Source organism: Agarivorans sp., from assembly GCF_050295395.1.
In the GTDB taxonomy this organism is placed as follows: domain Bacteria; phylum Pseudomonadota; class Gammaproteobacteria; order Enterobacterales; family Celerinatantimonadaceae; genus Agarivorans.
In genome coordinates, this window is sequence record NZ_JBNKPP010000270.1 from 1 (window position 1) to 23,637 (window position 23,637).

The 23,637-nt window shown below is 47.1% G+C and carries 23 protein-coding genes; 7 read left to right on the forward strand and 16 right to left on the reverse strand.

From position 1 onward, the window contains the following. The 8 genes from ACQY6Q_RS16045 to ACQY6Q_RS16080 all read right to left on the reverse strand — a co-directional run. A partial coding sequence (locus ACQY6Q_RS16045; protein WP_427982965.1) for an amidohydrolase family protein occupies positions 1–399 on the reverse strand: 399 nt, incomplete at its 3' end. Position 400: 1 nt separating this feature from the next. After that, on the reverse strand, positions 401–727 hold the full coding sequence (uraH, locus tag ACQY6Q_RS16050; protein ID WP_427982967.1) for a hydroxyisourate hydrolase: 327 nt from the start codon (positions 725–727) through the stop codon (positions 401–403). Continuing rightward, positions 724–1,233: a 2-oxo-4-hydroxy-4-carboxy-5-ureidoimidazoline decarboxylase gene (uraD, locus tag ACQY6Q_RS16055; RefSeq protein WP_427982970.1), complete on the reverse strand. Its 510-nt coding sequence runs from the start codon at positions 1,231–1,233 to the stop codon at positions 724–726. The genes uraH and uraD overlap by 4 nt, the downstream gene beginning before the upstream one ends. Further along, positions 1,226–2,137, reverse strand: coding sequence for a xanthine dehydrogenase accessory protein XdhC (gene xdhC / locus ACQY6Q_RS16060; RefSeq protein ID WP_427982972.1), 912 nt, complete (start codon positions 2,135–2,137; stop codon positions 1,226–1,228). Before xdhC ends, uraD begins: the two co-directional genes overlap by 8 nt. Further along, entirely contained in the window at positions 2,130–4,496 is a 2,367-nt protein-coding gene (xdhB, locus tag ACQY6Q_RS16065; RefSeq protein WP_427982974.1) for a xanthine dehydrogenase molybdopterin binding subunit, read from the reverse strand. The genes xdhC and xdhB overlap by 8 nt, the downstream gene beginning before the upstream one ends. Then, on the reverse strand, positions 4,489–5,904 hold the full coding sequence (xdhA, locus tag ACQY6Q_RS16070; RefSeq protein WP_427982975.1) for a xanthine dehydrogenase small subunit: 1,416 nt from the start codon (positions 5,902–5,904) through the stop codon (positions 4,489–4,491). The genes xdhB and xdhA overlap by 8 nt, the downstream gene beginning before the upstream one ends. Before the next feature lie 68 nt (positions 5,905–5,972). After that, entirely contained in the window at positions 5,973–6,926 is a 954-nt protein-coding gene (locus tag ACQY6Q_RS16075) for an isopenicillin N synthase family dioxygenase (protein WP_427982978.1), read from the reverse strand. A 62-nt stretch (positions 6,927–6,988) separates the two neighbouring features. After that, a complete protein-coding gene (locus ACQY6Q_RS16080; protein ID WP_427982979.1) occupies positions 6,989–8,068 on the reverse strand; it encodes a BMP family ABC transporter substrate-binding protein in 1,080 nt (359 codons plus the stop codon). A gap of 406 nt (positions 8,069–8,474) precedes the next feature. Between ACQY6Q_RS16080 and ACQY6Q_RS16085 the strand changes: the two genes are divergently transcribed. The 3 genes from ACQY6Q_RS16085 to ACQY6Q_RS16095 all read left to right on the forward strand — a co-directional run bounded on the left by ACQY6Q_RS16085 (position 8,475) and on the right by ACQY6Q_RS16095 (position 11,010). After that, positions 8,475–9,878, forward strand: coding sequence for a uracil-xanthine permease family protein (locus tag ACQY6Q_RS16085; protein WP_427982981.1), 1,404 nt, complete (start codon positions 8,475–8,477; stop codon positions 9,876–9,878). Between the two features lie 164 nt (positions 9,879–10,042). Continuing rightward, positions 10,043–10,546 carry a hypothetical protein gene (locus ACQY6Q_RS16090; protein WP_427982982.1) on the forward strand — a complete coding sequence of 168 codons (504 nt, stop codon included), beginning with the start codon at positions 10,043–10,045 and terminating at the stop codon, positions 10,544–10,546. Positions 10,547–10,653: 107 nt separating this feature from the next. Next, entirely contained in the window at positions 10,654–11,010 is a 357-nt protein-coding gene (locus ACQY6Q_RS16095; RefSeq protein ID WP_427982983.1) for a putative quinol monooxygenase, read from the forward strand. Between the two features lie 4 nt (positions 11,011–11,014). On the opposite strand, the gene ACQY6Q_RS16100 is transcribed toward ACQY6Q_RS16095, so the two are convergent. Then, positions 11,015–11,503, reverse strand: a complete 489-nt coding sequence (locus tag ACQY6Q_RS16100) for an N-acetyltransferase family protein (RefSeq protein ID WP_427982986.1) — start codon at positions 11,501–11,503, stop codon at positions 11,015–11,017. 188 nt (positions 11,504–11,691) lie between these two features. On the opposite strand from ACQY6Q_RS16100, the gene ACQY6Q_RS16105 reads away from it, so the two are divergent. Next, on the forward strand, positions 11,692–12,180 hold the full coding sequence (locus ACQY6Q_RS16105) for a DUF523 domain-containing protein (RefSeq protein ID WP_427982988.1): 489 nt from the start codon (positions 11,692–11,694) through the stop codon (positions 12,178–12,180). Between the two features lie 27 nt (positions 12,181–12,207). Here the strand turns inward: ACQY6Q_RS16105 and ACQY6Q_RS16110 are convergent, their stop codons facing one another. After that, positions 12,208–13,890 (reverse strand): bifunctional metallophosphatase/5'-nucleotidase, encoded by a 1,683-nt coding sequence (locus ACQY6Q_RS16110; protein ID WP_427982990.1) that lies wholly within the window; start codon positions 13,888–13,890, stop codon positions 12,208–12,210. A gap of 236 nt (positions 13,891–14,126) precedes the next feature. On the opposite strand from ACQY6Q_RS16110, the gene ACQY6Q_RS16115 reads away from it, so the two are divergent. Continuing rightward, positions 14,127–14,534 (forward strand): glycine zipper family protein, encoded by a 408-nt coding sequence (locus ACQY6Q_RS16115; protein ID WP_427982991.1) that lies wholly within the window; start codon positions 14,127–14,129, stop codon positions 14,532–14,534. 68 nt (positions 14,535–14,602) lie between these two features. Here ACQY6Q_RS16115 and ACQY6Q_RS16120 read toward each other — a convergent pair whose 3' ends face one another. From ACQY6Q_RS16120 to ACQY6Q_RS16130, 3 genes are read right to left on the reverse strand one after another with little or no spacing between them, the layout of a single operon-like run. After that, positions 14,603–15,532, reverse strand: a complete 930-nt coding sequence (locus tag ACQY6Q_RS16120; protein WP_427982992.1) for an ABC transporter permease — start codon at positions 15,530–15,532, stop codon at positions 14,603–14,605. Position 15,533: 1 nt separating this feature from the next. Then, positions 15,534–16,640: an ABC transporter permease gene (locus tag ACQY6Q_RS16125; RefSeq protein WP_427982995.1), complete on the reverse strand. Its 1,107-nt coding sequence runs from the start codon at positions 16,638–16,640 to the stop codon at positions 15,534–15,536. Continuing rightward, positions 16,633–18,168: an ABC transporter ATP-binding protein gene (locus tag ACQY6Q_RS16130; RefSeq protein WP_427982997.1), complete on the reverse strand. Its 1,536-nt coding sequence runs from the start codon at positions 18,166–18,168 to the stop codon at positions 16,633–16,635. The genes ACQY6Q_RS16125 and ACQY6Q_RS16130 overlap by 8 nt, the downstream gene beginning before the upstream one ends. A 278-nt stretch (positions 18,169–18,446) precedes the next feature. Between ACQY6Q_RS16130 and ACQY6Q_RS16135 the strand changes: the two genes are divergently transcribed. After that, positions 18,447–19,082 (forward strand): TetR/AcrR family transcriptional regulator, encoded by a 636-nt coding sequence (locus ACQY6Q_RS16135; RefSeq protein WP_427982998.1) that lies wholly within the window; start codon positions 18,447–18,449, stop codon positions 19,080–19,082. A 284-nt stretch (positions 19,083–19,366) separates the two neighbouring features. Here the strand turns inward: ACQY6Q_RS16135 and ACQY6Q_RS16140 are convergent, their stop codons facing one another. Genes ACQY6Q_RS16140 through ACQY6Q_RS16150 form a run of 3 tightly spaced genes read right to left on the reverse strand, consistent with a single transcriptional unit; the run spans position 19,367 to position 21,919 of the window. Next, positions 19,367–19,495 carry a DUF2474 domain-containing protein gene (locus ACQY6Q_RS16140; protein WP_427983001.1) on the reverse strand — a complete coding sequence of 43 codons (129 nt, stop codon included), beginning with the start codon at positions 19,493–19,495 and terminating at the stop codon, positions 19,367–19,369. 20 nt (positions 19,496–19,515) lie between these two features. After that, positions 19,516–20,523: a cytochrome d ubiquinol oxidase subunit II gene (cydB, locus tag ACQY6Q_RS16145; protein ID WP_427983003.1), complete on the reverse strand. Its 1,008-nt coding sequence runs from the start codon at positions 20,521–20,523 to the stop codon at positions 19,516–19,518. Between the two features lie 31 nt (positions 20,524–20,554). Next, positions 20,555–21,919, reverse strand: a complete 1,365-nt coding sequence (locus tag ACQY6Q_RS16150; protein WP_427983004.1) for a cytochrome ubiquinol oxidase subunit I — start codon at positions 21,917–21,919, stop codon at positions 20,555–20,557. A gap of 153 nt (positions 21,920–22,072) precedes the next feature. Here ACQY6Q_RS16150 and ACQY6Q_RS16155 point away from each other — a divergent pair, with 153 nt between their 5' ends. After that, positions 22,073–23,506, forward strand: coding sequence for a PLP-dependent aminotransferase family protein (locus ACQY6Q_RS16155; protein ID WP_427983005.1), 1,434 nt, complete (start codon positions 22,073–22,075; stop codon positions 23,504–23,506). The last annotated feature ends 131 nt before the right edge of the window (positions 23,507–23,637 follow it).

Sequence of the window (23,637 nt, forward strand, 5' to 3'; positions counted from 1 at the left end):
TACACTGGCAGTGGTAGTGCCGTGGGCAAATAATTGTTTTAGGAAAAAATCGGCTTGCGCCCTAGCGTAGGCGGCGTTGGCAAATTGTCGTTCGGCGGGAAAGGTATAAGTATTTAACCAGTCTAATAACTGCTTGCCGTAGCTGGCAATAATCTCCACCTGTGGGTAATGTACGTGGCTGTCGATAAGGCCAGGAATAATCAGCCCTTGGTGCTGCTTAATGGGCAGTTGAGCAGCGTTTGGCTGAGCGGCAAAAAATGCTTCTGCAGCGCCTAGAAACTCAATTTTTCCTTGCTTCACCACTAGCACACCATCTTCCCAATATTGATAGTGCTCGCTAGGGTTAAGGGTGCTGCGAGGGAAGTGTAAAATACTGCCTCGATGCAGTTGGTGACTCATATTAACTGCCTCGGTAGGTAGAATAACTGTAGCCGCTTAATAGCAGCGGAATATGGTAGTGGGTTTGTTCGGCCAGGCTATTAAAAACCACGTCAGCTAAGGGGAAAAATACCTGTTGAAATTGGCGTTGGCAGTAGTCTTCCACAAGAAAGCGTAAGCAATAGCAATCGGGCGCAAGCTCTAGTTCGTCGAAACGATAGCGACCATCGGCGTCGGTCACACCTTTGGCTAGGCTGAGGGTTTCGCCAAAACGATATAGTTCCACAGGAACACCAGCGGCAGGTTTGCCCTGACTGGTATCTAAAACATGACAGCTAAGTGTGCTCAAAATAGATTCTCCATTCTTAAAAAGCTGATTTGCTGCTGTTGTTCAGCGGCGGTGCTTAATTCTTGTTCACGGCTTTGTCCGTAACGTTGTTGTAGCGCTTGTAAAATCACTTCCGCGGGTTTGCCGCTAGCGCAGATGATGAAAATAAAACCGTACCGCTCTAGGTAGGCGTGGTTTAAATCCAGTAGTTGTTGCAGGGTATCTTGCTGGGCCTCGGCCACTTGGGCTTGCTCGGTTTGGCTTAAGTGTTTGGCTTGGCTGTATTTCTTCTGCAAGCTGCTCATATCGCCAATCATTGGGTGGCCGGCAAAGGCTTCTAACCAGTCGTTTTCATTTAGTTGCTTGAAAGCGTCGGCGGCGACTTGTTTAAACTGCTGCATAGAGCTAATTGGGCGTTGTGCCAACATCAGTTGTTGCCAACGCTGGCTGCTACATATGTGTTGCAATTGCTCCAGATATTGTTGTTGAGTGAGCGCATTTAAGTTATCGAGCTTGGGATTAGTCATGGCTCTCTCCGGTCTCTAATTGTTTGCGTAGTTGATTGCTGGCCTGCCACTGTTGTTGTTTTTGTTGTTTTTGTTGTTTTTGTTGTTCATTTTGCTCAGCACTATGGGGTTTAAGCTGTTGCAGTTTTTCCAACACTTGAGCACTGATGGATACCGCCACTTGCATGGGCAATTTACCTTTAATTTGTGGCAGCCCTAGGGGGCAAATCAACTTGTCGCTGAGCGAAGGATCGCTAAGTTGTTCCTTAAGGCGATATTTAAAGCGTTGGGCTTTAGTAGTCGAGCCAATAACACCTACCATGGCTAAATCTGGACGTTGCAGGGCGGCTAAGCTGACCGCAAAGTCGATGCCATGATCCTGGGTAAGAATTAGCACATGGCTGTTGGTCTTTAGTTGGCTGACGCTAAGTTCAGGCTGTTGCTGATAAAGGGTGTTTACCCCTAGTTTGGCGATGGAGTCGAGCCATTCCTGACGGTTGTCGATCACTGTTACCTGAATTGGCAATTGCGCCAGAATTTGGCATAAGCTATGGCTAACGTGGCCTGCGCCGTAAATCACTACCGAGACTTGCTCTACCAAGAAGTATTCGAACAATACCTGTACCGCGCCGCCGCAGCACTGGGCAAGATCGGCCGCTAAGGAAAAGCGCTCAATTTGGCTTTGGCTCTGGCCGCTGTGCAATTGTTGGCGAGCATGTTTGATCACTTCAAATTCAAGTCGTCCGCCACCTAAGGTATCAAATTGCTCCGTTTCGCTAATCACCATTTTGGCACCATTGGCGCGTGGCACCGAACCCACTTCAGCGACGATGGTGGCTAAGCAATAAGCTTGTTGCTGCTGATTAAGCTGTACACAAGCGTCTAGCCAGTTGTTGGGTTTAAGCTGTTGGTTCCAATTATTCATGCTTGCTCTCCAAGTACTCAAACTGGCGTTGGCAGGCCATTAAGATCCGCTCGTTAGTGGCGGGGGCATCCAGTTGAGCGGGCAATTGATGGTTGCTAATTGAGCTAACTGCATCATAAATGGCACACCACGCGGCGATAGCTAACATGAAGGGGGGTTCGCCCACCGCTTTTGAGCGGAAAATACTGTGCTCGGGGTTAGCTTGGTCAAACAAGGTGATGTTCATTTGTTTAGGGTAGTCGCCAATGCTAGGGATTTTATAGTTAGCCGGGCTTTGGCTAAGTAGGCGTCCATCACCGTTCCATACCAATTCTTCGGTGGTTAACCAACCCAAACCCTGAATAAAAGCGCCTTCAATCTGACCGATGTCGATGGCTGGGTTTAGGCTGCTGCCCACATCGTGCAGAATATCGACTCGGTCTAGGCTCATTTCGCCGGTGAGGGTATCTATGCTCACCTCACAGCAGCCTGCGCCTAAGGCAAAGTAATAAAAGGGGCGGCCTTTGGCTTGCTCACGGTCATACCAGATTTTCGGCGTTTTGTAGAAACCGGTGGTAGACAGTGATACTCGGCCCAAATAAGCCTGTTGGATTAATTCTGCCCAAGCGATGCTTTGCTCGCCAATCAGTACTTGGCCGTCTGCTATGCTGATTTGCTCGGCAGTTACCTGATAGTACTCTTGGGCAAAGTCGAGTAAACGTTGTTTTAATTCTTTAGCGGCGTTGTGCGCTGCCATACCGTTTAAGTCGGTGCCTGAAGAAGCAGCGGTAGGCGAGGCATTTGGCACTTTGTCGGTACGTGAAGCGGTAACCAAAACATAGTCAAAGGGGATCCCCAATGTTTGCGCCACAATTTGTTGCACCTTGGTGTGTAGGCCTTGGCCCATTTCGGTACCACCGTGGTTTATCTGCACGCTGCCATCGGTATAAATGTGCAGCAGTGCACCTGCTTGGTTAAGGTGCTGGGCAGTGAAAGAAATGCCAAATTTAACCGGACACAGAGCCAGCCCTTTTTTGATCAACTGATCTTGGCGGTTGTGCTGCTTAATGTGTTCTCGACGCTTGCGGTAATCGGCGTTTGCTTCAAGTTGTTGCAATAGGTTTTTTAAATCTTGATGTTGCTCTACTGGCATGCCGTAGTGGGTAGTGGCATGGCCTTCACGATAGAGGTTTTTATAACGCACATCGAGGGCATCTTGGCCGGTGGCAATGGCAATGTCTTGCATCGCTTGTTCAATTAACATAATGCCTTGCGGACCACCAAAACCGCGAAATGCAGTGTGCGACACCATGTCGGTTTTAAGCCGATGACCCACTACCTCTGCTTGGTTTAAGCTGTAAGCGTTGTCGGTATGAAACATGGCGCGGTCAACAATCGCATCGGAAAGATCCGGCGAGTAACCACATAGGCCATTCACTTCCATTTTGGCGGTTTCGATTAAACCCTGTTTGCTGATGCCTAGTTGGTAGCGGTTATAAAACGGATGGCGTTTACCGGTCGAGGTCATATCCACACTGCGCGGCAGGCGTAGTTTCACTGCTTTGCCGGTGTGAATCGCCGCCATACTGGCTAAACAAGCCCACTGCGCGGCTTGGGTTTCTTTGCCACCAAAGCCACCGCCCATGCGGCGCATGTCTACATCAACCCGATGTAAGGCGATGTTTAGCACTTCGGCGATTAATTTTTGTATTTCGCCGGGGTGTTGGCTGGAGGTATAGAGCAGCACCCCTCCATCTTCGTTGGGAATGGCCAGGCTGACTTGTCCCTCTAAGTAGAAGTGTTCTTGCCCGCCTACCTGTTGTTCGCCACTTAATACCAGCTCGCTTTGCTCTAATTGCTGTTGTGTAATCGGTTGCCCCATTACATGGCTGGGACGGACCAAGTGTTGCGGGTCGCTAAGATCGCCACGTTGTTGGGCGGTTAATACAATATCTTGTTCGGCTGCTACTGTGATTAGCTCTTGGTTTGCCCAAGTGGCTAGTTTCCAAGCTTGGCGATGGCTGCGCGCCACTACTACCGCCAATACTTGGCCATAGAAGCAAATTTCCCCTTCGCAAAGCAGTGGATCACCACCAAAGATAGGGCCTATGTCGCGGTGACCGGGAATATCATCGGCAGTGAATACCGCGACTGCATCGGGATGTTGTTTAAGCGGATCGAGTTTTAACTCCAGCAGTTTCCCTTTGGCGATGGGGCTGGTGATTACCGCCGCATGTAAGCAGCCCTCGGGAACGCTGCGATCATCCACAAACAGGGCTTCACCGGCCACTTGTTTGGCAGCACTTTCGTGAGCAATAGATTGGCCGATGATGTTACTGGGGGCGCGTTGGTGCAGCTGTTGGGTCGTTAATTTACGCATGGGCGGCTAACCTCGTAGGAAGTTGCTGACAGTGGAGGTAGAAGCGCTTAAGCAGGTTTTGCACCAGTAATACCCGGTACTTTGCGCTGGCGCGTACATCGTCGATGGGTGTCACGTATTGAGGCACCATGGCTTGTACCTGCTGTAAGGTGGCCAAATCAAATACCTTACCCACTAAGCCTTGTTCTAACTGGCTAAGGCGTACCGATTTGGCAGCAACGCCACCGGCGGCAATCACACAATGGCTGACCCGTTGTTGTGCGTCTAGGCTTAGGCTAAGTGCCAGCACCACAGTGGTAATGTCATCTTCGTAGCGTTTGCTGATTTTGTAGATTTGGTGTTTAGTTTCCGGCGCTAAATCTGGCAGATGCACAGCGCTGATCCACTGGTTGTCTTTCAACTTGGTTTGTCGGTAACCAGTAATGTAGTCTTCAGCGGCGTGAAGTTGGATGTCTTTGCCATCGTCTACTTCCACTTTACCGTTCAGGCTAATCAGCAGTGGGGCAATGTCCCCGATGGGGGAGGCATTACCTAAACTGCCGCCCAAGGTGGCGCGATGGCGAATGGTTAAACTACCTAAACGAGAAAAAATCTCGTGAGTGCTGGGGTAGTGCTGCAGCATAAATTGGTGTACTTCGTCTAAATTGAGTGCCGCACCAATGCGCCAGCCACCGTCGATACGGGTAATTTGCTTCAGCTCGTTAACTGCGCTGAGATCGATCAATTGCTCAATTTGTTTATATTGCTGGGTGACTTCTAAGGCTAAGTCGGTTGCACCGGCTACCCAGCGAGCTTTGGGATGAGCTGCACGAACTTCGGCTAACTCTTTACGGCTGCTTGGTTGCCAGTAATTCACCCCGTCTAAGCTTTCACATTCATCCATCCACTGCTTCACGCTGACTTCTTTTTGTTGAATGTGGTCTACGGCGGCACCTTGCTGGGCGATGTCTCTGGCCGCTTCAATCAGCGGGCCATAACCAGTGCAGCGACATAGGTTACCGGCTAAAAACTCTTCCGGATGTTCTGGAGCTTCGGCTTGGCGAGATAAGGCATATAAAGACATGACAAAGCCAGGAGTACAGAAGCCACATTGGCTGCCGTGTTTATCTACAACGGCTTGTTGAACAGGGTGTAATTGCTGGCCCTGTTTGAGGTATTCAACGGTGATCACTTGTTTACCGTGCAAGGCATGCAGCGGTGTAATACAGCTGTTAATTTGCTGATAGCGTAAACCCAAAGTAGGGTCGGCGCTCACCATCACTACAGTACAGGCGCCACAATCGCCGCTGGCACAACCTTCTTTAGTGCCAACAAGGCCGCGTTGTTCGCGAAGGTAGTTTAGCAACATGGTATCGGCGGCTTGATCGCCGATGTAGAGCTGCTGGTCATTGATCATTAGTTGTAGCATATACAACTCCTGTTATTTCTTTAAAAGCTGTCCATTTGGTCAGCTTTTTGGTTAAAAAAAGGTAAAGCTTAGTTACCTTTATTTCGGTATGCGTAAGTGTCAGAAAAACGCGATAAAATCCAGTCGCCGGCAGTGATTTCTGGGTAGGGACTGGCTTCGCCCTCTGCCAAACATGAGGCTAGGGTAGACACTGGTGTATCGAAATCGGGCTCGACAAAAAATGGCATTGAAAAACGAGTGGCTTGCTCAGTTGGGCTGGTCACGCGATGCGCAGTCGACTGATAACAGTCATTGGTCCAACGTTGCATCAAGTCGCCGATGTTCACTACAAAACTGTTGGCTACTGGTGGTGCATCAAACCATTCGCCGTTACGCCCTCGCACTTGCAGGCCACCTATGTGGTCTTGATAAAGCAGGGTGATGCAGCCGTAGTCAGTATGCGCACCTGCGCCATTGCTGTTTATTTGTTGTGGGGGATAGTGAATAAAGCGCAGCACACTAATTGGATGAGTAAAATACTGATTGAAAAAGTCTTCCGCTTCGCCTAAGGCTAAGGCCATGGCTTTTAAAATGTTAAGTCCCACTTGTAGGCTGAGTTGGTAATGCTGCTGCACCAACTGTACAAAACCTTCGATATTGGGGTATTGGTTAGGCCCGTATAAGTCGGGACAGCGCGCAACTTGTGGATGATAAGGGCTTAAGTCTAAGGCCATATCAAAGGTTTCTTTGTAATCTTTAGGGCCGTTAGGGTCTAGCTGTTCGGCGCTAACTTGGCCCCAGCCGCGATGGTTGGCTGAGTCCTGAATATTGATTTTTTGTTTTTCTGTTTCATCTAAGGCAAATAACTTGGCTGCCATTTGCTGCACGTTGGCAAATTGTTCGGCAGGGATCCCGTGGCCGGTTACGTAGAAAAAGCCAGTATCGCGACAGGCTGCATCGATAGCCTTAATCACAGGTTGCCATTGTTGGCGGTCCTCGCTGGCTAAGGGGCTAATATCGATGATGGGAAGGGTTAAACTCATCTAGATTCTCCAGATTGGCCCAGCCTAAGCCGGGCCATTATATTAGGTATTGCTGTAAGGTTTTACTTAGGAATAGTGGCGTCGATACCTTCTACGTACCACATCACACCGGCTAATTCTTCGTCATCTAAGGTCTTACCTTCAGGAATAACTAGCTTGCCTTGGTTGTCTTTTAAAGGACCAGTGAAAGGGTGGAACTCGCCAGATTTAATTTTTGCTTCGGTTTCAGCAATGGCGGTTTTCACGTCTTCGGGCAGGGCAGGGTTTACTGAAACAATTTGTAGAATGTCTTCAGCAAAACCACCCCAGTAATCTTCTGATTTCCAAGTTCCGTCCATCACTTCTTGAACGGTACGAATATAGTGAGGTGCCCATACATCACGCACCGAGAACATGTGAGCTTTAGGCGCAAAATGGCTCATGTCTGAAGCTTGACCAATGCCCATTAAGCCGCGTTTTTCAGCAGCAATAAGCGGCGCAGGACTGTCGGTGTGTTGCAGAATAATATCTACGCCCTGATCCATTAAGGCATTGGCAGCGTCAGCTTCTTTGCCTGGATCGTACCAAGTGTTTACCCAAACGATCTTAATTTTGACATCGGGGTTAACGCTTTTAGCGCCAAGGTAAACCGAGTTAATATCGCGAATTACCTCAGGGATGGGGAAAGAGGCAATATAACCAATGGTATTCGTTTTGGTGCTCATACCCGCGGCAACACCCGAAACATAGCGGCCTTCATAGGTACGCAATACGTAGGTTGAAACGTTTTTAGTGCGTTTGTAACCGGTAGCGTGTTCAAAGTGTACTTTAGGGAAGCGCTTAGCCGCCTTGATAGTGGGGTTCATAAAACCAAAAGAGGTAGTAAAGATAATATCGTGACCCGATTTAGCCAATTGGGTAATCACTCGTTCAGCATCGGCGCCTTCAGGTACGTTTTCAACGAAGGTGGTTTTCACTTTACCGGCAAAGTGTTTTTCCATCTCGATTCGACCTTGATCGTGCTCGTAACTCCATCCGTGGTCACCGATGGGGCCAACGTAAACAAAGCCAACTTTAAGCGGCTCGTCGGCAGCGTGACTAAGTGGGGCAATTAAGCTGCTGACGGCAAACGCCGCGGCTCCGATCCATTTGTTCAATTTCATGAAGAACTCCATTTCTGTTTGAGCTGTAAATACTCGTTAAGTGTTAGCAAAAAGCTGGCCATTTGGTCATGTTAAATAGAATTAACCTAAACCCAGCCGATAATACAAGTTTTGTTGTATTTATTTATCATAATTGTTGTTAAATATTATGAGCAAATTTGGTGCATGCTGGTGCAAATCTACCCATAGCTGCACCAATGTTAAGCATTACTTGTCGGTTTTTATTATCAGCTAAGCATAGTCAATGTTGGTGAGATGTTGATAGCTTGTTGATTTTGTAACTGTAAGGCTGGCGATGAGCAGGCTAATACCTCGCCGCTAGATTGAAGTTGGCAAGTAACTTGCCTTTGTAGTTGACTTAGTGGTCAGTTTTTTGCGCCACCAATCGATCAACAAGGAGTGTTGCATGAGTACCGAACAAGAAGTATCAAGCTCAACCGATTTACTTTATCAGCTAGATGATAGGCCTCCTGTAGCCAAGGCTTTTTTCGCCGGCTTACAGCATGTATTAGCTAGTTTTGTTGGGATCATTACGCCGACATTAATCATTGGTGGAGTGCTGGGCTTAGGCGAACATATCCCGTATTTAATCAGCATGGCTTTAATTGTGTCGGGGGTAGGTACCTTTATTCAAGCGAAAAAAATTGGCCCCGTTGGCGCAGGAATGATCTGTGTTCAGGGCACCAGTTTTGCTTTTTTAGGCTCGGTTTTGGCGGCGGGTTTTCTGGCTAAAAACAATGGAGGCGGGCCAGAAGAAATATTGTCGTTGATTTTCGGGGTGTGCTTTTTAGGTGCCTTTATCGAGATCTTCTTGTCGCAAATGCTAAGTAAGATGAAGAGAATTATCACCCCGTTGGTGACGGGGATAGTGATTACTATTATCGGTATTTCATTGATTAAAGTGGGGATGACCGATTTGGCCGGGGGCTTTAAGGCCCCCGATTTTGGCAGCTTACCGAACCTTGCGCTGGGCTTTGGTGTATTGGTAGTGATTATTGCACTGAACCGTTCGGCTAACCCCTGGTTGCGCTTGTCGTCGATTGTGATTGGCTTAATTGTAGGCATGATCAGCGCGATGTTCATGGGCAAGGTGGACTTCTCATCAGTGGGCTCTCAGCCTTTGATGAGTATACCGGTGCCGTTTAAATATGGTTTTAGTTTTGATTGGGTGGCGTTCTTGCCAATTGCTCTTATTTACTTTATTACCGCGATTGAATCGGCCGGTGATATTACCGCCAACTGCTCGGTGTCGAAGCAGCCGATCAAAGGAGAGGGCTATATTAAACGGGTGAGCAGTGGCGTATTGGGCGATGGCGTTAACTCGTTGTTGGCCGCCACGTTTAATACTTTTCCTAATACCACCTTTAGCCAAAACAATGGGGTGATTCAGCTAACGGGGGTGGCCAGTCGTTACATTGGTTATTACATCGCGCTGATATTGGTGATATTGGGCTTGTTTCCCATATTAGGTGCGGTATTACAGCAAATACCTAAGCCTGTTTTAGGCGGTGCCACCCTCGTGATGTTTGGTACGGTGGCCGCAGCTGGAATTAAAATTATTGCCAGCGAACAACTTAATCGCCGTAAGCTGTTGATCATGGCAGTCTCTTTTGGTGTAGGCCTAGGCGTAACCATGGTGCCCGATTTACTGCAACAGGCACCAAAGATTGTGCAAAATGTATTTGGCTCGGCGGTGACCTCTGGTGGTTTAGTCGCAATCATCCTTAGTTTGCTACTACCGGAAGAAAAAACAGCGCCAGCGGCTGAACATAAGGATTACGCTTACGCGAAACCAACGGCTACTAATTAGTGGCTTGAATCAAACCGTTAGTTTTGTAACAATGGCGGGCAGGTGCAAAGGGGCGCCTACCCGCCAAGAGGAACTCACCCTTTATCATTTCAAATTAGTTAAGCACAAATAGTGTTTCTAAATGTTGTTTTGCGGGGAACAGCTAATTATTTAGGAGCATTAGCATGTTATCTGCTATTCAAGAATTAAAAATCCGCAGCAAAATTTTACTCAAACAGAGTCAATCTGCAGATTCTCCCCTAGTGAATCTTAGTAAGGGCAAAGCCCCTCAACTTAAACACGCCTTATTATATACTGCGCGCCAAGCGGGATTTAACGATTGGCAACACGCACAAAGCATTTTAGCTTGTTCGCAGCCGCTGAATCAGCAGCAAGACTGCGGCAAATTTTGGTATGCCAAAGCTTGTGCGAGTTTATTAAATACATGGTGTACCAATTACGCCGAGGCGCTAGAGCAGCAAGCTCTGCAGGGCGGCATCATTTTACCTTATAAAACCCAATATGTGCTGGCCTCGCCAATGTATATGGAAGCGTTAGGGCTGGGGACCGAGCATACGTTGTGGCAAAGCCTTAAGCACAATTGGTGCGAGGGGGAGCCGGCAGCTCGACAAATGTTGGCTTATCAGCGTTTAATGGCGATGCAAAGAGACAGCAAGTTTGGCTGTTAAGCTAAAAAGCAGCAGCATATTAAGCCATTCAGGGGTAGTATGCTTGGCTGAATGATTACTCAACTTAAAGTGGCGAGTATCGCTCGCCACTATCAGCCGAGGCCCTTATGTCTAAAAAAATCTACTGTATTGCCATGTTTAAACCCAAGCCGGGCAAATTAAATGAGCTGTTTAAAGTATTACAAGCACTAGAGCCTAATACCTTGCGCGAAGATGGCTGTCTGCAATATCGAGTGACTCGACAGATAGAGAACCCTTTTGCCCAAGGCAGCGGTTATCCGATCGCTTTTCAAGAAATTTGGGCCGATAAAGCCAGCTTTGAGGCACACTGCCAACGTAAAGAAATCACAGACTTTTTTCAAAGCCAGTGTGTCGCAGAAAGTGGCTTAGTAGAAGACTCCAATGTCTGCGTATATAGTGACGAAGCCGAGGACTTTGACGCGCCCGTAATTGGCGAAGTTTAGCGGTTTACTCGGCGCTTAGCTGTTTATACATGATGTAGCTATCAACCAAGCCCAATTGAGGATGTTGATAGCCTTTAGGTATGGTGCCGATGGTGGTAAACCCCAGTTTGTGCCATAGCCTTACCGCCGCATGATTACTAGAGACCACCGAATTAAATTGCATGGCGGTAAAGCCATGCTTTTGTGCTTCAATCTGAGAGTGTTCACACATTTGCCGCGCAATCCCTTGGCCACGCGCAGCCTCGCTTACCATGTAACCGCAATTACAGATATGCTTACCCGGCCCCATGGCGTTGGCCTTTAGGTAGTAGCTGCCTAGTATTTCGCCTTTTTGTTCAAATACATAAGTGAGCAGTGGCTGTTCACACCATAGCTGGTAGGCTTGCTCAAAATTCATATCGGGCTCAAAGGCATAGCTTTGTTGGGCTTGAATAATCGCCTTAAAACTTGGCCAGAAAGCCGCAAAATCGGCGCGGGCCATGGCTCTTATCACGCTAATTTTCCTTGTATATTCAACGCATAACCCAGTGTAACCAATTATTTGCTGAAATGAACTTTCTATTTATAGCTTGCTTAGCGTATGCCCTTATTAAAATTAAATTGTAAGGCAGCTGACGCTGTATCTGGTTGCGGCGTACAATGGGTTTTGTCTTTTAGCGCTGGTGATGTAACGGAGGGAATGTGCAGAAGATTCTGGTGAGTGCCTGTTTATTAGGCAATAAGGTGAGATATAACGCGGGCTGCTTATCGATGGCGCGGGTCGATCTCGATTGGCTAGAGGCTAATCTTGAGCTGGTGGTGTTTTGCCCTGAGCAGTCAGCCGGTTTGCCCACTCCAAGAGCGCCTGCCGAGATCATTCAAGCTCAGGGCATTGACGTACTGCAAGGTAGGGCTAGGGTATTAGCCAATGACGGCAGCGATGTGACTCAGCCGTTTGTTAGTGGCGCTGAAAATGCCCTGAAAATGTGTCAAAGTTTGGCCATTAAATACGCCTTACTCGCCGAGGCTAGCCCTTCTTGCGGCAGTTCGACTATTTATGATGGCAGCTTTAGCGGTCGTAAGGTTGAAGGGGCTGGCGTGACAGCGGCCTTGTTAGAGCAGGCGGGCATTCAAGTGTTTAATCAATATTCTATATCGCAGTTAAAAGCAGCACTCGCGGCGGATGTGTAGCGTTTTTAGTTATGGATTTTGGTCTTGCTAACCCAAACTGTCTAATTGTTCGGCAAATACTACAAAGCTATCACTCATGCTCATGCCTAAATCTTGATGGTCATCGCTATTGAGTAGGGCATGATAGCCTTCTTTTCCGGCCAAGGTATAAGCCGAAGATACCCCTCGGTAGTGGCGTCGCGGATCGAGCGGCTGCCAGCCTGCATCGCCCAGTAGCTCGATTTGAGTGACGCGGTGGCCTAGTTTGGCTTGTGAATTATAGTGATAACGCAGCTTATAAAAATACGGAAAGCTGCCATCGCCGGTGCCTTGTACGCCATTGTTGGTGGCATTATTAATGGCACCTTCGATTAACGGAGCAAGGTATTTCCCCTCTAGTTGATAACTCACAATGGCGATTTCAAAGGGCAATAAGCGGCCGCAAATATCGGCTTTGGTGAGCGGGCCAGCCTTGAGCGAAACCCTTATACCCCCTGCGTTATGTAAGGCAAAATCGGTGTGGCGCTTAACTGCCGCAGCTTGATAAAAACCTTGGCAAACTAAGGGTGATATTTCACTGCCTTGAGGCAACAGTTTAGTGGGTAGCCGAGTATGCGCTAAGGGGCGAGCGACTTGGCAAATTACTTGCTGGCGCATGGCGTCGATGGCTGGACGATAATCTTGACTGATAATCTGTTGTATTTGCTGATCTTCTGCTTGATATCGCAGGCCCCCACTTTGGGCTAAATATTCAGCTATACGGGCCTTGGTTTTGGCGCTAACTAAGTCTTCATTTTGCCGAGCATGCCATTGTTTACCCAGTAAAAATTGCACACCGCCCTGAAATTTAACCACGCTGCCGTCGGCATCGAATTCTAAGTGGGATAAACCTATCGATTCGGCATGTTTACCGGCGTGCAGAATGAGGCAGCCTTGATGCCAAAACTGGCCCATGGCACCCTCAGGAAAGCCTAAGTGGCGAAAATCACCGCTTAAGGTGTGTGAGTGGCCACCAACAATGACACTAATGCCTGGCACGGCTGTAGCTAAGGCTACATCGCCTTGATACCCCAAATGACTCAACACAATAATGTGTTTAATGCCTTGTTGATGTAAGTGTTTAACGGTGGCTTGGGTGCAGCTAATCGCATCGACGAATTGGCAGTCGGGATCGGGACAACCAATGTTGTGCATTTGGTCATGAGTGATGCCAATAATCGCCAGTTGTACGCCTTCAGCCAACTCTTTTAGTAAATAGCTGGCGCGTTGCTGCTTGGCCAGATAGGGATAGAGGTTGTTATGGCCCGCAAGCGGCAACGGTTTTCGCTGATCTTCCGTCGATAAATCCATGTTACCCGCTAATACCGGAAAGCTGACCTGATCAATAAAATGAGAAATCGGTGTATTGCCTAAATCAAACTCATGATTACCAATGGTCATGGCGTCTGGAGCAAGTAAATCCAGTAGCCGAGCATTAGCCGCCCCCTTATATTGGCTGAAGTACAAACTGCCTTGAAAGCTGTCTCCGGCATGTAGCAACAGGCTTGGGCAGCCCTGTTGTTGGGCTTGCTTACGTTGTTGTTTAATCGCGCTAGCCAAGCGCGCGTAGCCGCCGCAATGAGCATCTATTTGATAGTTCTTGCCGTCCAGCTGGATATGAAAGTGCAGCAAAGACGCGTCAAAGTGGGAGTGGGTATCGTTGATGTGGGCAAGGTACAGCGGGTAAGTCATTGGTTCTCCAGTTGTCGAGTCTGCATGATAGCGAGTTTCAGGCTTAGCTTAAATGCCAAAGCGGGTTTTATTGTGCTTTACGCTGTTTAGCTTGGTATTGAAGCCGGCGATTGAGTTCCACTGTTTCTGATTAATTAGCCATGTTTGTAGGGTTTAGTCCTTCAAAAGTGAGACGGTAATGGCGACTGCTTGCGCTACCATCGCGCCAAAACAACTTATTAATAAAGGACGCTACCGTGAACAAACCGCGATTACAGCTAGTTGCAGCAATGGTGCTGTTGCTGCCCAGCATCTTACAGGCCAATATTATCGTTGATACTAAAGACGTTGATCAGCAGAAATACCATGCTGATTTGTATGAGTGTGAACAGTTGTCTCATCAGCTTGAGCAGCAGTCTGGTGACTCGCTGGGTCACGATATTGTTGGCTCTACCGCCAAGGGCGCAGCCTTAGGCGCTGCCGGTGGAGCAATTAGCGGCGGCAGCGGCTCTAAGGGCGCTAAGGTGGGCGCAGGAATTGGGTTAATCGGTGGTGCTTTAAAGCACGGTGCAGAGAAACGCCAAGCTGAGCAACAATATCAGCAGCAACAGCAATCGGTGATGCGAAACTGCATGGAGGGGCGGGGTTACAGTGTTCTAAACTAGCTGGCTATCAAAGCAAGGCTTGAAAAATTAAAGCCTCTCACATGAGAGGCTTTAATAGTCATGATGGTTTAGTGACGTCGCGAATCAAAGGGTTTGGCTAGGCTCATCGGCGCCGCTAATTTTTGACGGATCGGATTCGAGCTAATCAACACCATCACCACAATGGTAGCCACATAAGGCATCATCGCCAATAAGTTAGGTGAAATGGTGAAGCCAATGCCCTGCATGACCAAGTGAAGAATAGAGGCTACGCCAAACAAGTAAGCGCCTACCATTAAGTAGCCCACGCGCCATGAGGCAAATACCACTAAAGACAATGCTATCCAGCCGCGTCCTGCGGTCATGTTTTCCATCCACATCGGCGTGTAAGACAAAGACATATAAGCACCGGCTAAACCGGCAAAGGCGCCGCCAGTTAAAATGGCTAAGTAGCGTACTTTAATCACCTTAATACCCAAGGCATTCGCCGAGTAGGGGTTTTCGCCCACCGCGCGCAGGGTTAAGCCAATGCGGGTTTTGTTAACTACCCACCAGCACAGCGCCACTAGACCAAAGCTGCCATAGACTAACAAGTCGTGATTAAACAACAGTGGGCCAAGCAGTGGAATATCACTGAACAGTGGAATGGCAATCGCTTTGAAGCCTTCTACGGTTGAGCCTACTAAACTGGCGCCGAGGAAGGCGCTTAAGCCAGTACCAAAAATAGTTAGCGCCAGACCGGTAGCCACCTGATTAGTATTAAGGTTGAGCGACAAAATGCCGAAAATGCCGGCCATCATCATGCCAGCTAAAATCGCTAATAATAGCCCCACGGCTAGGCTGCCAGAGAAATACGCGCCAGCAAAACCAGCCATGGCACCCATCAACATCATGCCTTCTTGGCCTAGGTTGAGTACTCCCGATTTTTCACAGATTAATTCGCCTAACGCCACCAATAATAGCGGTGTACCGGTTTTAATTGCTGCCACTAAAATTTGTTGTAACAGTTCCATGTCCATTTTAAGCGGCTCCTTGCTTGGTATTACTGGAAGAGGCTTGAGCAGGGTTAGCGCTTGCTTGCCAAATAATTTTGTAGTGAATTAGGTAGTCACAGGCGAGTAAGAAGAACAACAATACCCCTTGGAATAGGCCGGTAATCGCGGTAGGAATACCCAAATCAATTTGCGCTAAATCACTACCCATATACAGTGTGCCCATGAAAAACGCGGCGAAGATAATGCCAAAGGGATTGAGTCGACCCAAATAGGCCACGATGATCGCGGCGTAGCCATAACCCGGTGATACCTGAGGGATCAACTGGCCGATGGGGCCAGTCACTTCCGACACCCCAGCAAGGCCTGCCAAAGCACCTGCGCTGAGCATCACACTCCAAATAATAAATTTACTGGAGTAACCGGCGTAGCGCGCTGCGGGTTGGTCTGAACCAAATACCCGCAACTGAAAGCCCGGTAAGGTGCGGTACAAAATAATGCCCGAGCCAATGGCAAAGACAATGGCCAGTAGTATGCTGATGGAGGCTCGTCCTTCTTCCATAATGGTGGGCAGCAATACCGAGTCGGCAAATACCGCCGATTCAGGAAAACCAAAACCATCAGGGTCAATCAGTGGCCCGTGTACGCCCCACAACAATAGATATAAACCGATGTAGTTAAGCATGATGGTGGTAAGAATAATGTTGGTGTGGAATAACTGGTGCAGCAGGGTAGGAATGGCGGCCCAAACCATGCCTGCTGCGGCGCCCGCGGCTAGGGTTAATACCAACCACATATAGCCGGTTTGCTCATTGGCTTGTAAGGCTACATAACTGCCCACTAAAGCGCCAACCAATAACTGACCTTCGGCGCCAATATTCCAGATGTTGGCTTTATAACACAAGGCCAAGCCCGTAGCACAGAGTAACAGCGGCGTGGTTTTTACCATCAACTCACCCAGATTATAGCTGTCGCTAAGAGGCGCAATAATAAATACCCGAAAGGCTTCGGCTGGATTAATGTCGAGCGCGATGAACATTAAGCTGGATACAAACATGGTCAGCACAATGGCGATAAGGGGAGATAACCAAGACATCAGCTTGGAAGACTCTAAACGCGCTTGGGTTTTAAACATGTTGTGGCTCCTCTTCAATAAAGCCACCGGCAATCCATTTGCCAATTTCTTCAATATTGGTTTGCTCGGTATGTACCGCAGCAGAGAGTTGCCCTTCATAGAGTGCAGCAATGCGATCTGAAATCATAAATAACTCGTCAATGTCTTCCGAGACCACCAAAATAGCCGCGCCTTTATCACGCAGCTCAATCAATTGGCGGTGAATGGCACTGGCCGCGCCAATGTCTACTCCCCAAGTGGGGTGGGCGCAGATCAGTACTTCGGGGTTTTGGTCTACTTCACGACCGATAATAAATTTTTGCAGATTCCCTCCCGACAAACTCTTAGCCTGAGCGTGGGCGTTATGGCATTTCACGTCGTTGAGATGAATGATGGATTTGGCCAGCTCTACTACCTTGTGCGGCAGGATCAGCCCTTTTTTCACCAAACCTTTTCGGGCACTGGTGAGCAAGGTATTGTCGGCCAAACTCATTTCGGGCACCGCGCCTTGGCCTAAGCGGTCGGTGGGAACATAACTCATACCCAATAAGCGGCGCTCGCCGGCGTTGCGTTTGGCGACTTTATGGCCATGCATTAAAATCGCACCAGCTTCGGCGCGGGTATCTTCACCGCTGAGCGCTTCAAGTAGGTCCTCTTGACCATTACCTGCAACACCAGCAATGCCTAAAATCTCGCCTTTATGCAGGCTTAAATTAACGTTTTTTAGGCCTGTGCCAAAGGGATTGGTTGGCGGCACACTGAGGTTTTTGGTCACCAGTATTTCGTCTGAGCCAATGGTTTTGTGGTAGCGCTCGGATAATACCGCTTCGGTTCCTACCATCATTCTGGCGATGGAGTCGGGAGTTTCCTCTGAGGGTACACATTCTCCACTCACTTTACCGCCGCGAAGGATCACCGCGCGGTCACACAGGGCGGTGACTTCTTTTAGCTTATGGCTAATAAATAAAATACTGCAGCCTTCGCTGGCTAGGGTGCGTAATACCTTAAATAGCCCAGCGACTTCTTGCGGTGTGAGTACCGAGGTGGGCTCATCTAGGATCAGTAGTTTTACGTCTTGAATGAGGCAGCGCAGGATCTCTAAACGTTGCCGCTCGCCAATACTGAGATTGTGCACATAACGGTCTGGGTCTACTTTTAGCTCGTAGTTGGCGCTTAATTCGATGATTTTTGCCCGCAAACTGGCCGCGTCGGTGGTTGCGCCCGGGTCAAGGCTGAGTTCAATATTCTCTTGTACGGTGAGGGTTTCAAACACCGAAAAGTGCTGAAATACCATGCCGATACCCATGGCTCTAGCCATATTGGGAGAGCGAATGACGACTTCTTTTCCCTGCCACAGCAGGCTTCCTTCGTCGGCTTGTACAACACCATAAATCATTTTCACTAGAGTAGATTTACCGGCGCCGTTTTCACCGAGCAGGGCTAAAATTTCGCCTTGCTTTAAATCAAGGCTGACTTTGTCGTTGGCAATAACGCCGGGGTAGCGTTTGGTGACCTGCCATAACGACAACAAGCTCTGGTCGTGTTTCATGTTGAGTCCATTCATTTATTTCGGAAATAAAACTTGGCTAGTTTACTGCATAAATCTGACCAAGTGCTCAAGTCCATGTGTAATGCAATTGTTAACAGTGTAAAGTGTTTTATAGTGTCATATTTGGTGCAAGATGAAGATTTAATTGTTCCATTTTGGTGCTTAATCACATCTTGGTGCAACAATGGCTAAACGCTAGTGATTCCACAGGGAATCATTAATAATAACTTTAGTTATCATATCTGATACTTCGATGCCGACAAGGAGAAAAAGTTAGCATGAATAAAGCGGTGGCAACACAAAGTGGGGCAATTAGAAAAAGAAATGAAAAGTTAATTTTAAAAGCGGCAACTAATGAGTTTGTGAAGCATGGCTATCAGGGTACATCTTTACAAGCGATTGCCGATCGCGCCGAACTGCCTAAAGCCAATATCTTGTATTATTTCAAATCCAAGCAGGGTTTATACCGCGCCTTGTTGGAAGATATACTGGCGCTATGGAATGACTCCTTCGCCAACACCACGCCCGAATCTGATCCTGCTATTACTATTAGTAGTTATATTCGTTCAAAAATGCGTTATAGCCGCAGCCATAAGAAAAGCTCACGGATTTTTGCCATGGAAATCATTCAAGGCGCGCCTAACTTAAAAGATAAACTTCAGTTTCCCTTGGTGGATTGGACTCAAAACAAATGTAGCCTGATTCAAGCTTGGATCGATCAAGGAAAAATTGCTCCGGTTGAACCGTTATCGCTATTGTTTTTAATATGGGGAACGACTCAATTTTACGCCGATTTTGATACCGAAATTAAAATGATTCATGGCCGCAGTTTATCAGCTGAAGAATTTGCCAAAGCCGAGCAAGATGTGATTAACATAGTGCTTAGAGGTTTAGGTTTGAGCTTAAACACCTAAGCAAACAGCGGTTTGTTTAAGCTTAAATCGCATGAAGTGATCAGCATATAGCTAGCTCAGATTCAAGCCCAGTGGTTTGGTGCGACCAGTCATTAGTTCAAATGGGTTTGCTGGCTGTGCAGTGTTATTCGACGCTGCCATAAGGGCCGTAAACCTATCGCACTGTTCTTTGTTATGCTGTTAATGTTGAGACAGATTGCTATTTCTACTCTTGTAAGTAAAAGGCCCAGTACCAAAATCCGGAACTGGGGTCAGATAAAATGCCTCGTACTCAATACAAAATTTTAAGACTTAAGTCCTGCGGCTGTCATCAGTAGTCGAAAACCCATTGATATCACACCAAGTGCGACAACGCTCGCAGTCCAAATACCCACCATCCAGACCCATTGTTCAATGCTTCGTTTAATTTTCATCACTCACCTTCAATAATTGGTTAATGGTAGGCTTCGCCTTCTTTTACTTTTCCGGCGAAGACGTAGTAACTCCAGAACGTATAGGCGAGAATTATCGGCAAAATAATGGCTGCCCCAAACAGCATAAAGCTCTGGCTTATCTCTGGCGCGGCTGCATCCCAGATAGAAATGCTTGGTGGAATGATATTGGGCCAGATGCTAATACCTAGACCAGCAAAGCCTAGAATGACGATGATTAAGGCCATAATAAACGGGCTGCGTTCTTTGTGTTTTTTTAATGCGGCAATGGTTTTCAAACACACCAAGCCTGTAATAACAGGTACAGGAAGCAAGTAGAAAATATTAGGAGTAGAGAACCAGCGTTCAGCAATCGATGGAAATGCCAGAGGAGTCCACGCACTGACAATAACCATTGCAGCCACCATTGCCGCTAGGGTTTTGTTGGTAAAACGAAACATGGCTTGTTGTAAGTCTCCTTCGGTTTTCATAATTAACCATGTACTGCCTAACAGGGCATATGTCGCGATGAGAGCAAAGCCACAGAACATTGGGAATGGTGCAAGCCAATCAAGTTGCCCTCCAACATAGACTCGATTCTCTACTTCAAAACCTTGAATGACTGAACCGACCACAATGCCTTGGAAAAATGTAGTGAAGATTGAGCCGAGCATAAATGAACGATCCCAAAATTGCTGGTGGTTTTCTAGGGATTTAAAGCGAAATTCAAAAGCTACTCCTCGAAAGATTAGTGCAATGAGCATGAGGGTTAATGGAACGGTTAACGCTTCGGTAATTACCGCGTATGCGAGAGGAAATGCTCCGTATAACGCAGCGCCCCCAAGTACAATCCAAGTTTCATTACCGTCCCAAACAGGAGCAATGCTATTCACCATCACATCTTTATGTCTTTCGTTCTTAACAAAAGGCATCAGGATGCCGATACCCAGATCAAAGCCATCCATCAGAATGTACATGAGTGTTGCAAAGACAATGATCGCGAACCAAATAACGGATAAATCAAATTGCATATTCTTTACCTAAAATTCTTAACTTGTGAGCTTATATACGCCCGGAAATAGTGCCTATTTCGTGATGTTCGTGGTCTTTTGAATCGGGGCCTTGTTTGATTTGACGAATCATGTAGTAGTAACCAAAACCAAATACGGCGCTATATACAACAAAGAAGCAAAGGAGGCTAATGCTCATTTGTAAATCGCCGTGAGCAGAGACCGCATCATGAGTTTTCTGAAGTCCGTATACGACCCAAGGCTGCCGGCCAATCTCTGTTGTAAACCAGCCTGCCAGAATGGCAATCAGTCCTGTCGGTCCCATTAGTATCGAAAACTTGAGGAACCAGTTGGTGGAATAGAGAGTGTTTTTACGACGTAACCATAGGCTGTATAAACCTTGTAAAATCATCAACATGCCAAGTGCTACCATGATTCGGAACGACCAGAAAACCACGAGTGAATTTGGTCGTTCGTCTTTTGGGAAATCTTTTAGTGCAGGGATGGGTTCAGTTAGGCTGTGACGTAGAATCAAACTGCCTAATACTGGAATTTCTAATGCGTAATCGGTCCTTTCTTTTTCCATGTTCGGCATGCCAAACAGGATGAGTGGTGTTGGTTCGCCATTTTCATTAGACCAGTGTCCTTCAATAGCTGCGATTTTTGCAGGTTGATGTTCTAGAGTATTTAATCCGTGGGCATCGCCAACAATTGCCTGTATTGGAGCCACGATGACTAACATACCCAATGACATCGAAAACATGGTTTTTACGGCTGAGGTACGGCGTCCTTTTAAAAGATGCCACGCAGCAGCAGCGCCAACGAATAATGCCGTGCTCACAAACGCGGCAATACCCATGTGTACTAATCGATATGGGAATGATGGATTAAAGATAACCTCAAACCAGTCAACTGGTACGGCTCTACCGTCAATAATTTCATAGCCTTGTGGCGTTTGCATCCAACTATTTGAAGCTAGGATCCAAAAGGTTGAGAGAATGGTACCCAAGGCAACCATAGAGGTTGCAAAGAAGTGTAGTTTCTCCCCTACACGGCTCCAACCAAACAGCATTACGCCAAGAAATCCTGCTTCTAGGAAGAATGCGGTTAACACCTCATAAGTAAGAAGCGGGCCAGTGATGCTGCCCGCGAAGTCAGCAAAACCACTCCAGTTAGTTCCGAATTGGTACGCCATAACTAAACCGGAAACAACGCCCATACCGAAGTTTACGGCGAATATTTTCGACCAGTAATGGTAAAGTGATTTGTAATCTGGATTGCGAGTTTTGAGCCATAATCCTTCGAGCACCGCTAGATAGGTAGCTAGGCCAATGGTAATAGAGGGAAATATGATGTGGAAAGAAACAGTAAAAGCAAACTGTATTCTTGCCAGCATAAATGCGTCGAGACCCAACATAAACTTCCTTTGAGTTTAATAATCATTTAGGGCGCTATGTTAAACGTTGGTTCGGCTATGCAGTAGATACAGAAAAAGCCAACAAACCTATAACAGATTAGCGAATTAAGTGTTATGTTTTTATATCAATAACATACTGACGAGGACCTATTTTTGGCAAAGTATCAGGAGCTAGTTGAGCAATTGAAACGGCAGATTCAGGCGGGTATATGGACCCCAGGCGACAAGCTACCCTCTTTGCGAAAGCAAGCTGAGCATACGGGAACTAGCTTAATGACGGTACTGCACGCTTATCAGCTGCTGGAATCTCAAGGTTGGATAGTTTCTCAAGCTCGCTCGGGGTTTCGTGTAGCACCAAGAGTGAAGGAGTCAAATATTCATCAGACCTCAATGGCTGTATCTTCAACAGAGCATGTTGATATCAACGAGTTTATATTTGAAGTGCTACAGGCTGGCAAAAAAACACAGCTAGTTAATTTTGGATTCGCCTATCCGAGCCCTGATTTGTATCCTCGTTATCATGTGACTCGGGCATTATCGGCTGCGGCGCGTAACATGCCTATCTCAAACACGTTTGATAATCTTCCTCCGGGTAATGAGCAGCTGAGATCGATCATTGCTAAACGGTATGCAGCAAAAGGGATTGAAATTTCTCCTGATGAAATAGTGATTACCGCAGGAGCGCTAGAAGCTTTAAATCTAAGCTTGCAGGCCTGTACGCGGCAAGGTGATTGGGTTGTGGTAGAGTCGCCAACATTTTATGGGGCATTGCAATCGTTGCAGCGCTTGGGGTTAAAAGCGTTATCTGTACGTACAGACCCAACAACGGGTATCGATATAGATTCATTAGAGCGGGCTTTGCAAACCCATGATGTAAAAGCATGTTGGTTAATGTCTAATCATCAAAATCCATTGGGTTTTACCTTAACCGATGACAAGAAAAAACAAATTGTCGCCATGTTGAAACATTATAACGTTGCTTTGATTGAAGATGACGTATATAGCGAACTTTATGAGGGAGGGGAGCCGGATAGTCCAATGAAAATGTATGATGATACGGGGAATACCATGCTATGTTCCTCCTTCTCTAAATCGTTGATAGCAGGTCTGCGCATAGGTTGGGTAGTCGCAGGGAAAAGGGCTCTTGACATTCAGAAGTTACAGCTAATGAGTACGTTAGCAACCAGTGCGCCGATTCAGATGACGCTGGTTCATTATTTAACCAGTCGAAACTACGAGTTACACCTTAAACAATTACGAAAGAAACTCGCCGAACGTAAGAAAAAAATTACCGAACTGCTAGAGTCACGCCTTCCAAGTGAAGCTAAGGTTGTTAGTCAAAGTGGAGGGTATTTTGTTTGGGTTGAATTGCCAAAACAGGTCGACTCTATGCAGATATACCATCATGTATTACAAAAAAATATCAGTATTACTCCCGGTAAAATGTTTAGTCCAACAGAACAATACAACCATTGCATCCGACTTAATGCGTCTTTTGAACTCGATAAACATCATATTAGAGCCTTAGAGGTTTTATCGAACAGTATTATTTCGCAAATCAACAGTAAGAAAATTGGTACATCCTAAATCGATATTTGGCAGTAGTCGTAGAATAATAAACTCAGTAACAAAATACGGCTTTAGCGTTACCGTATTCAGTTTGGTTCTTGATTCTAGAAAGAGAGATATATAGTTTATTTTCATTATCGTTCTTTCTG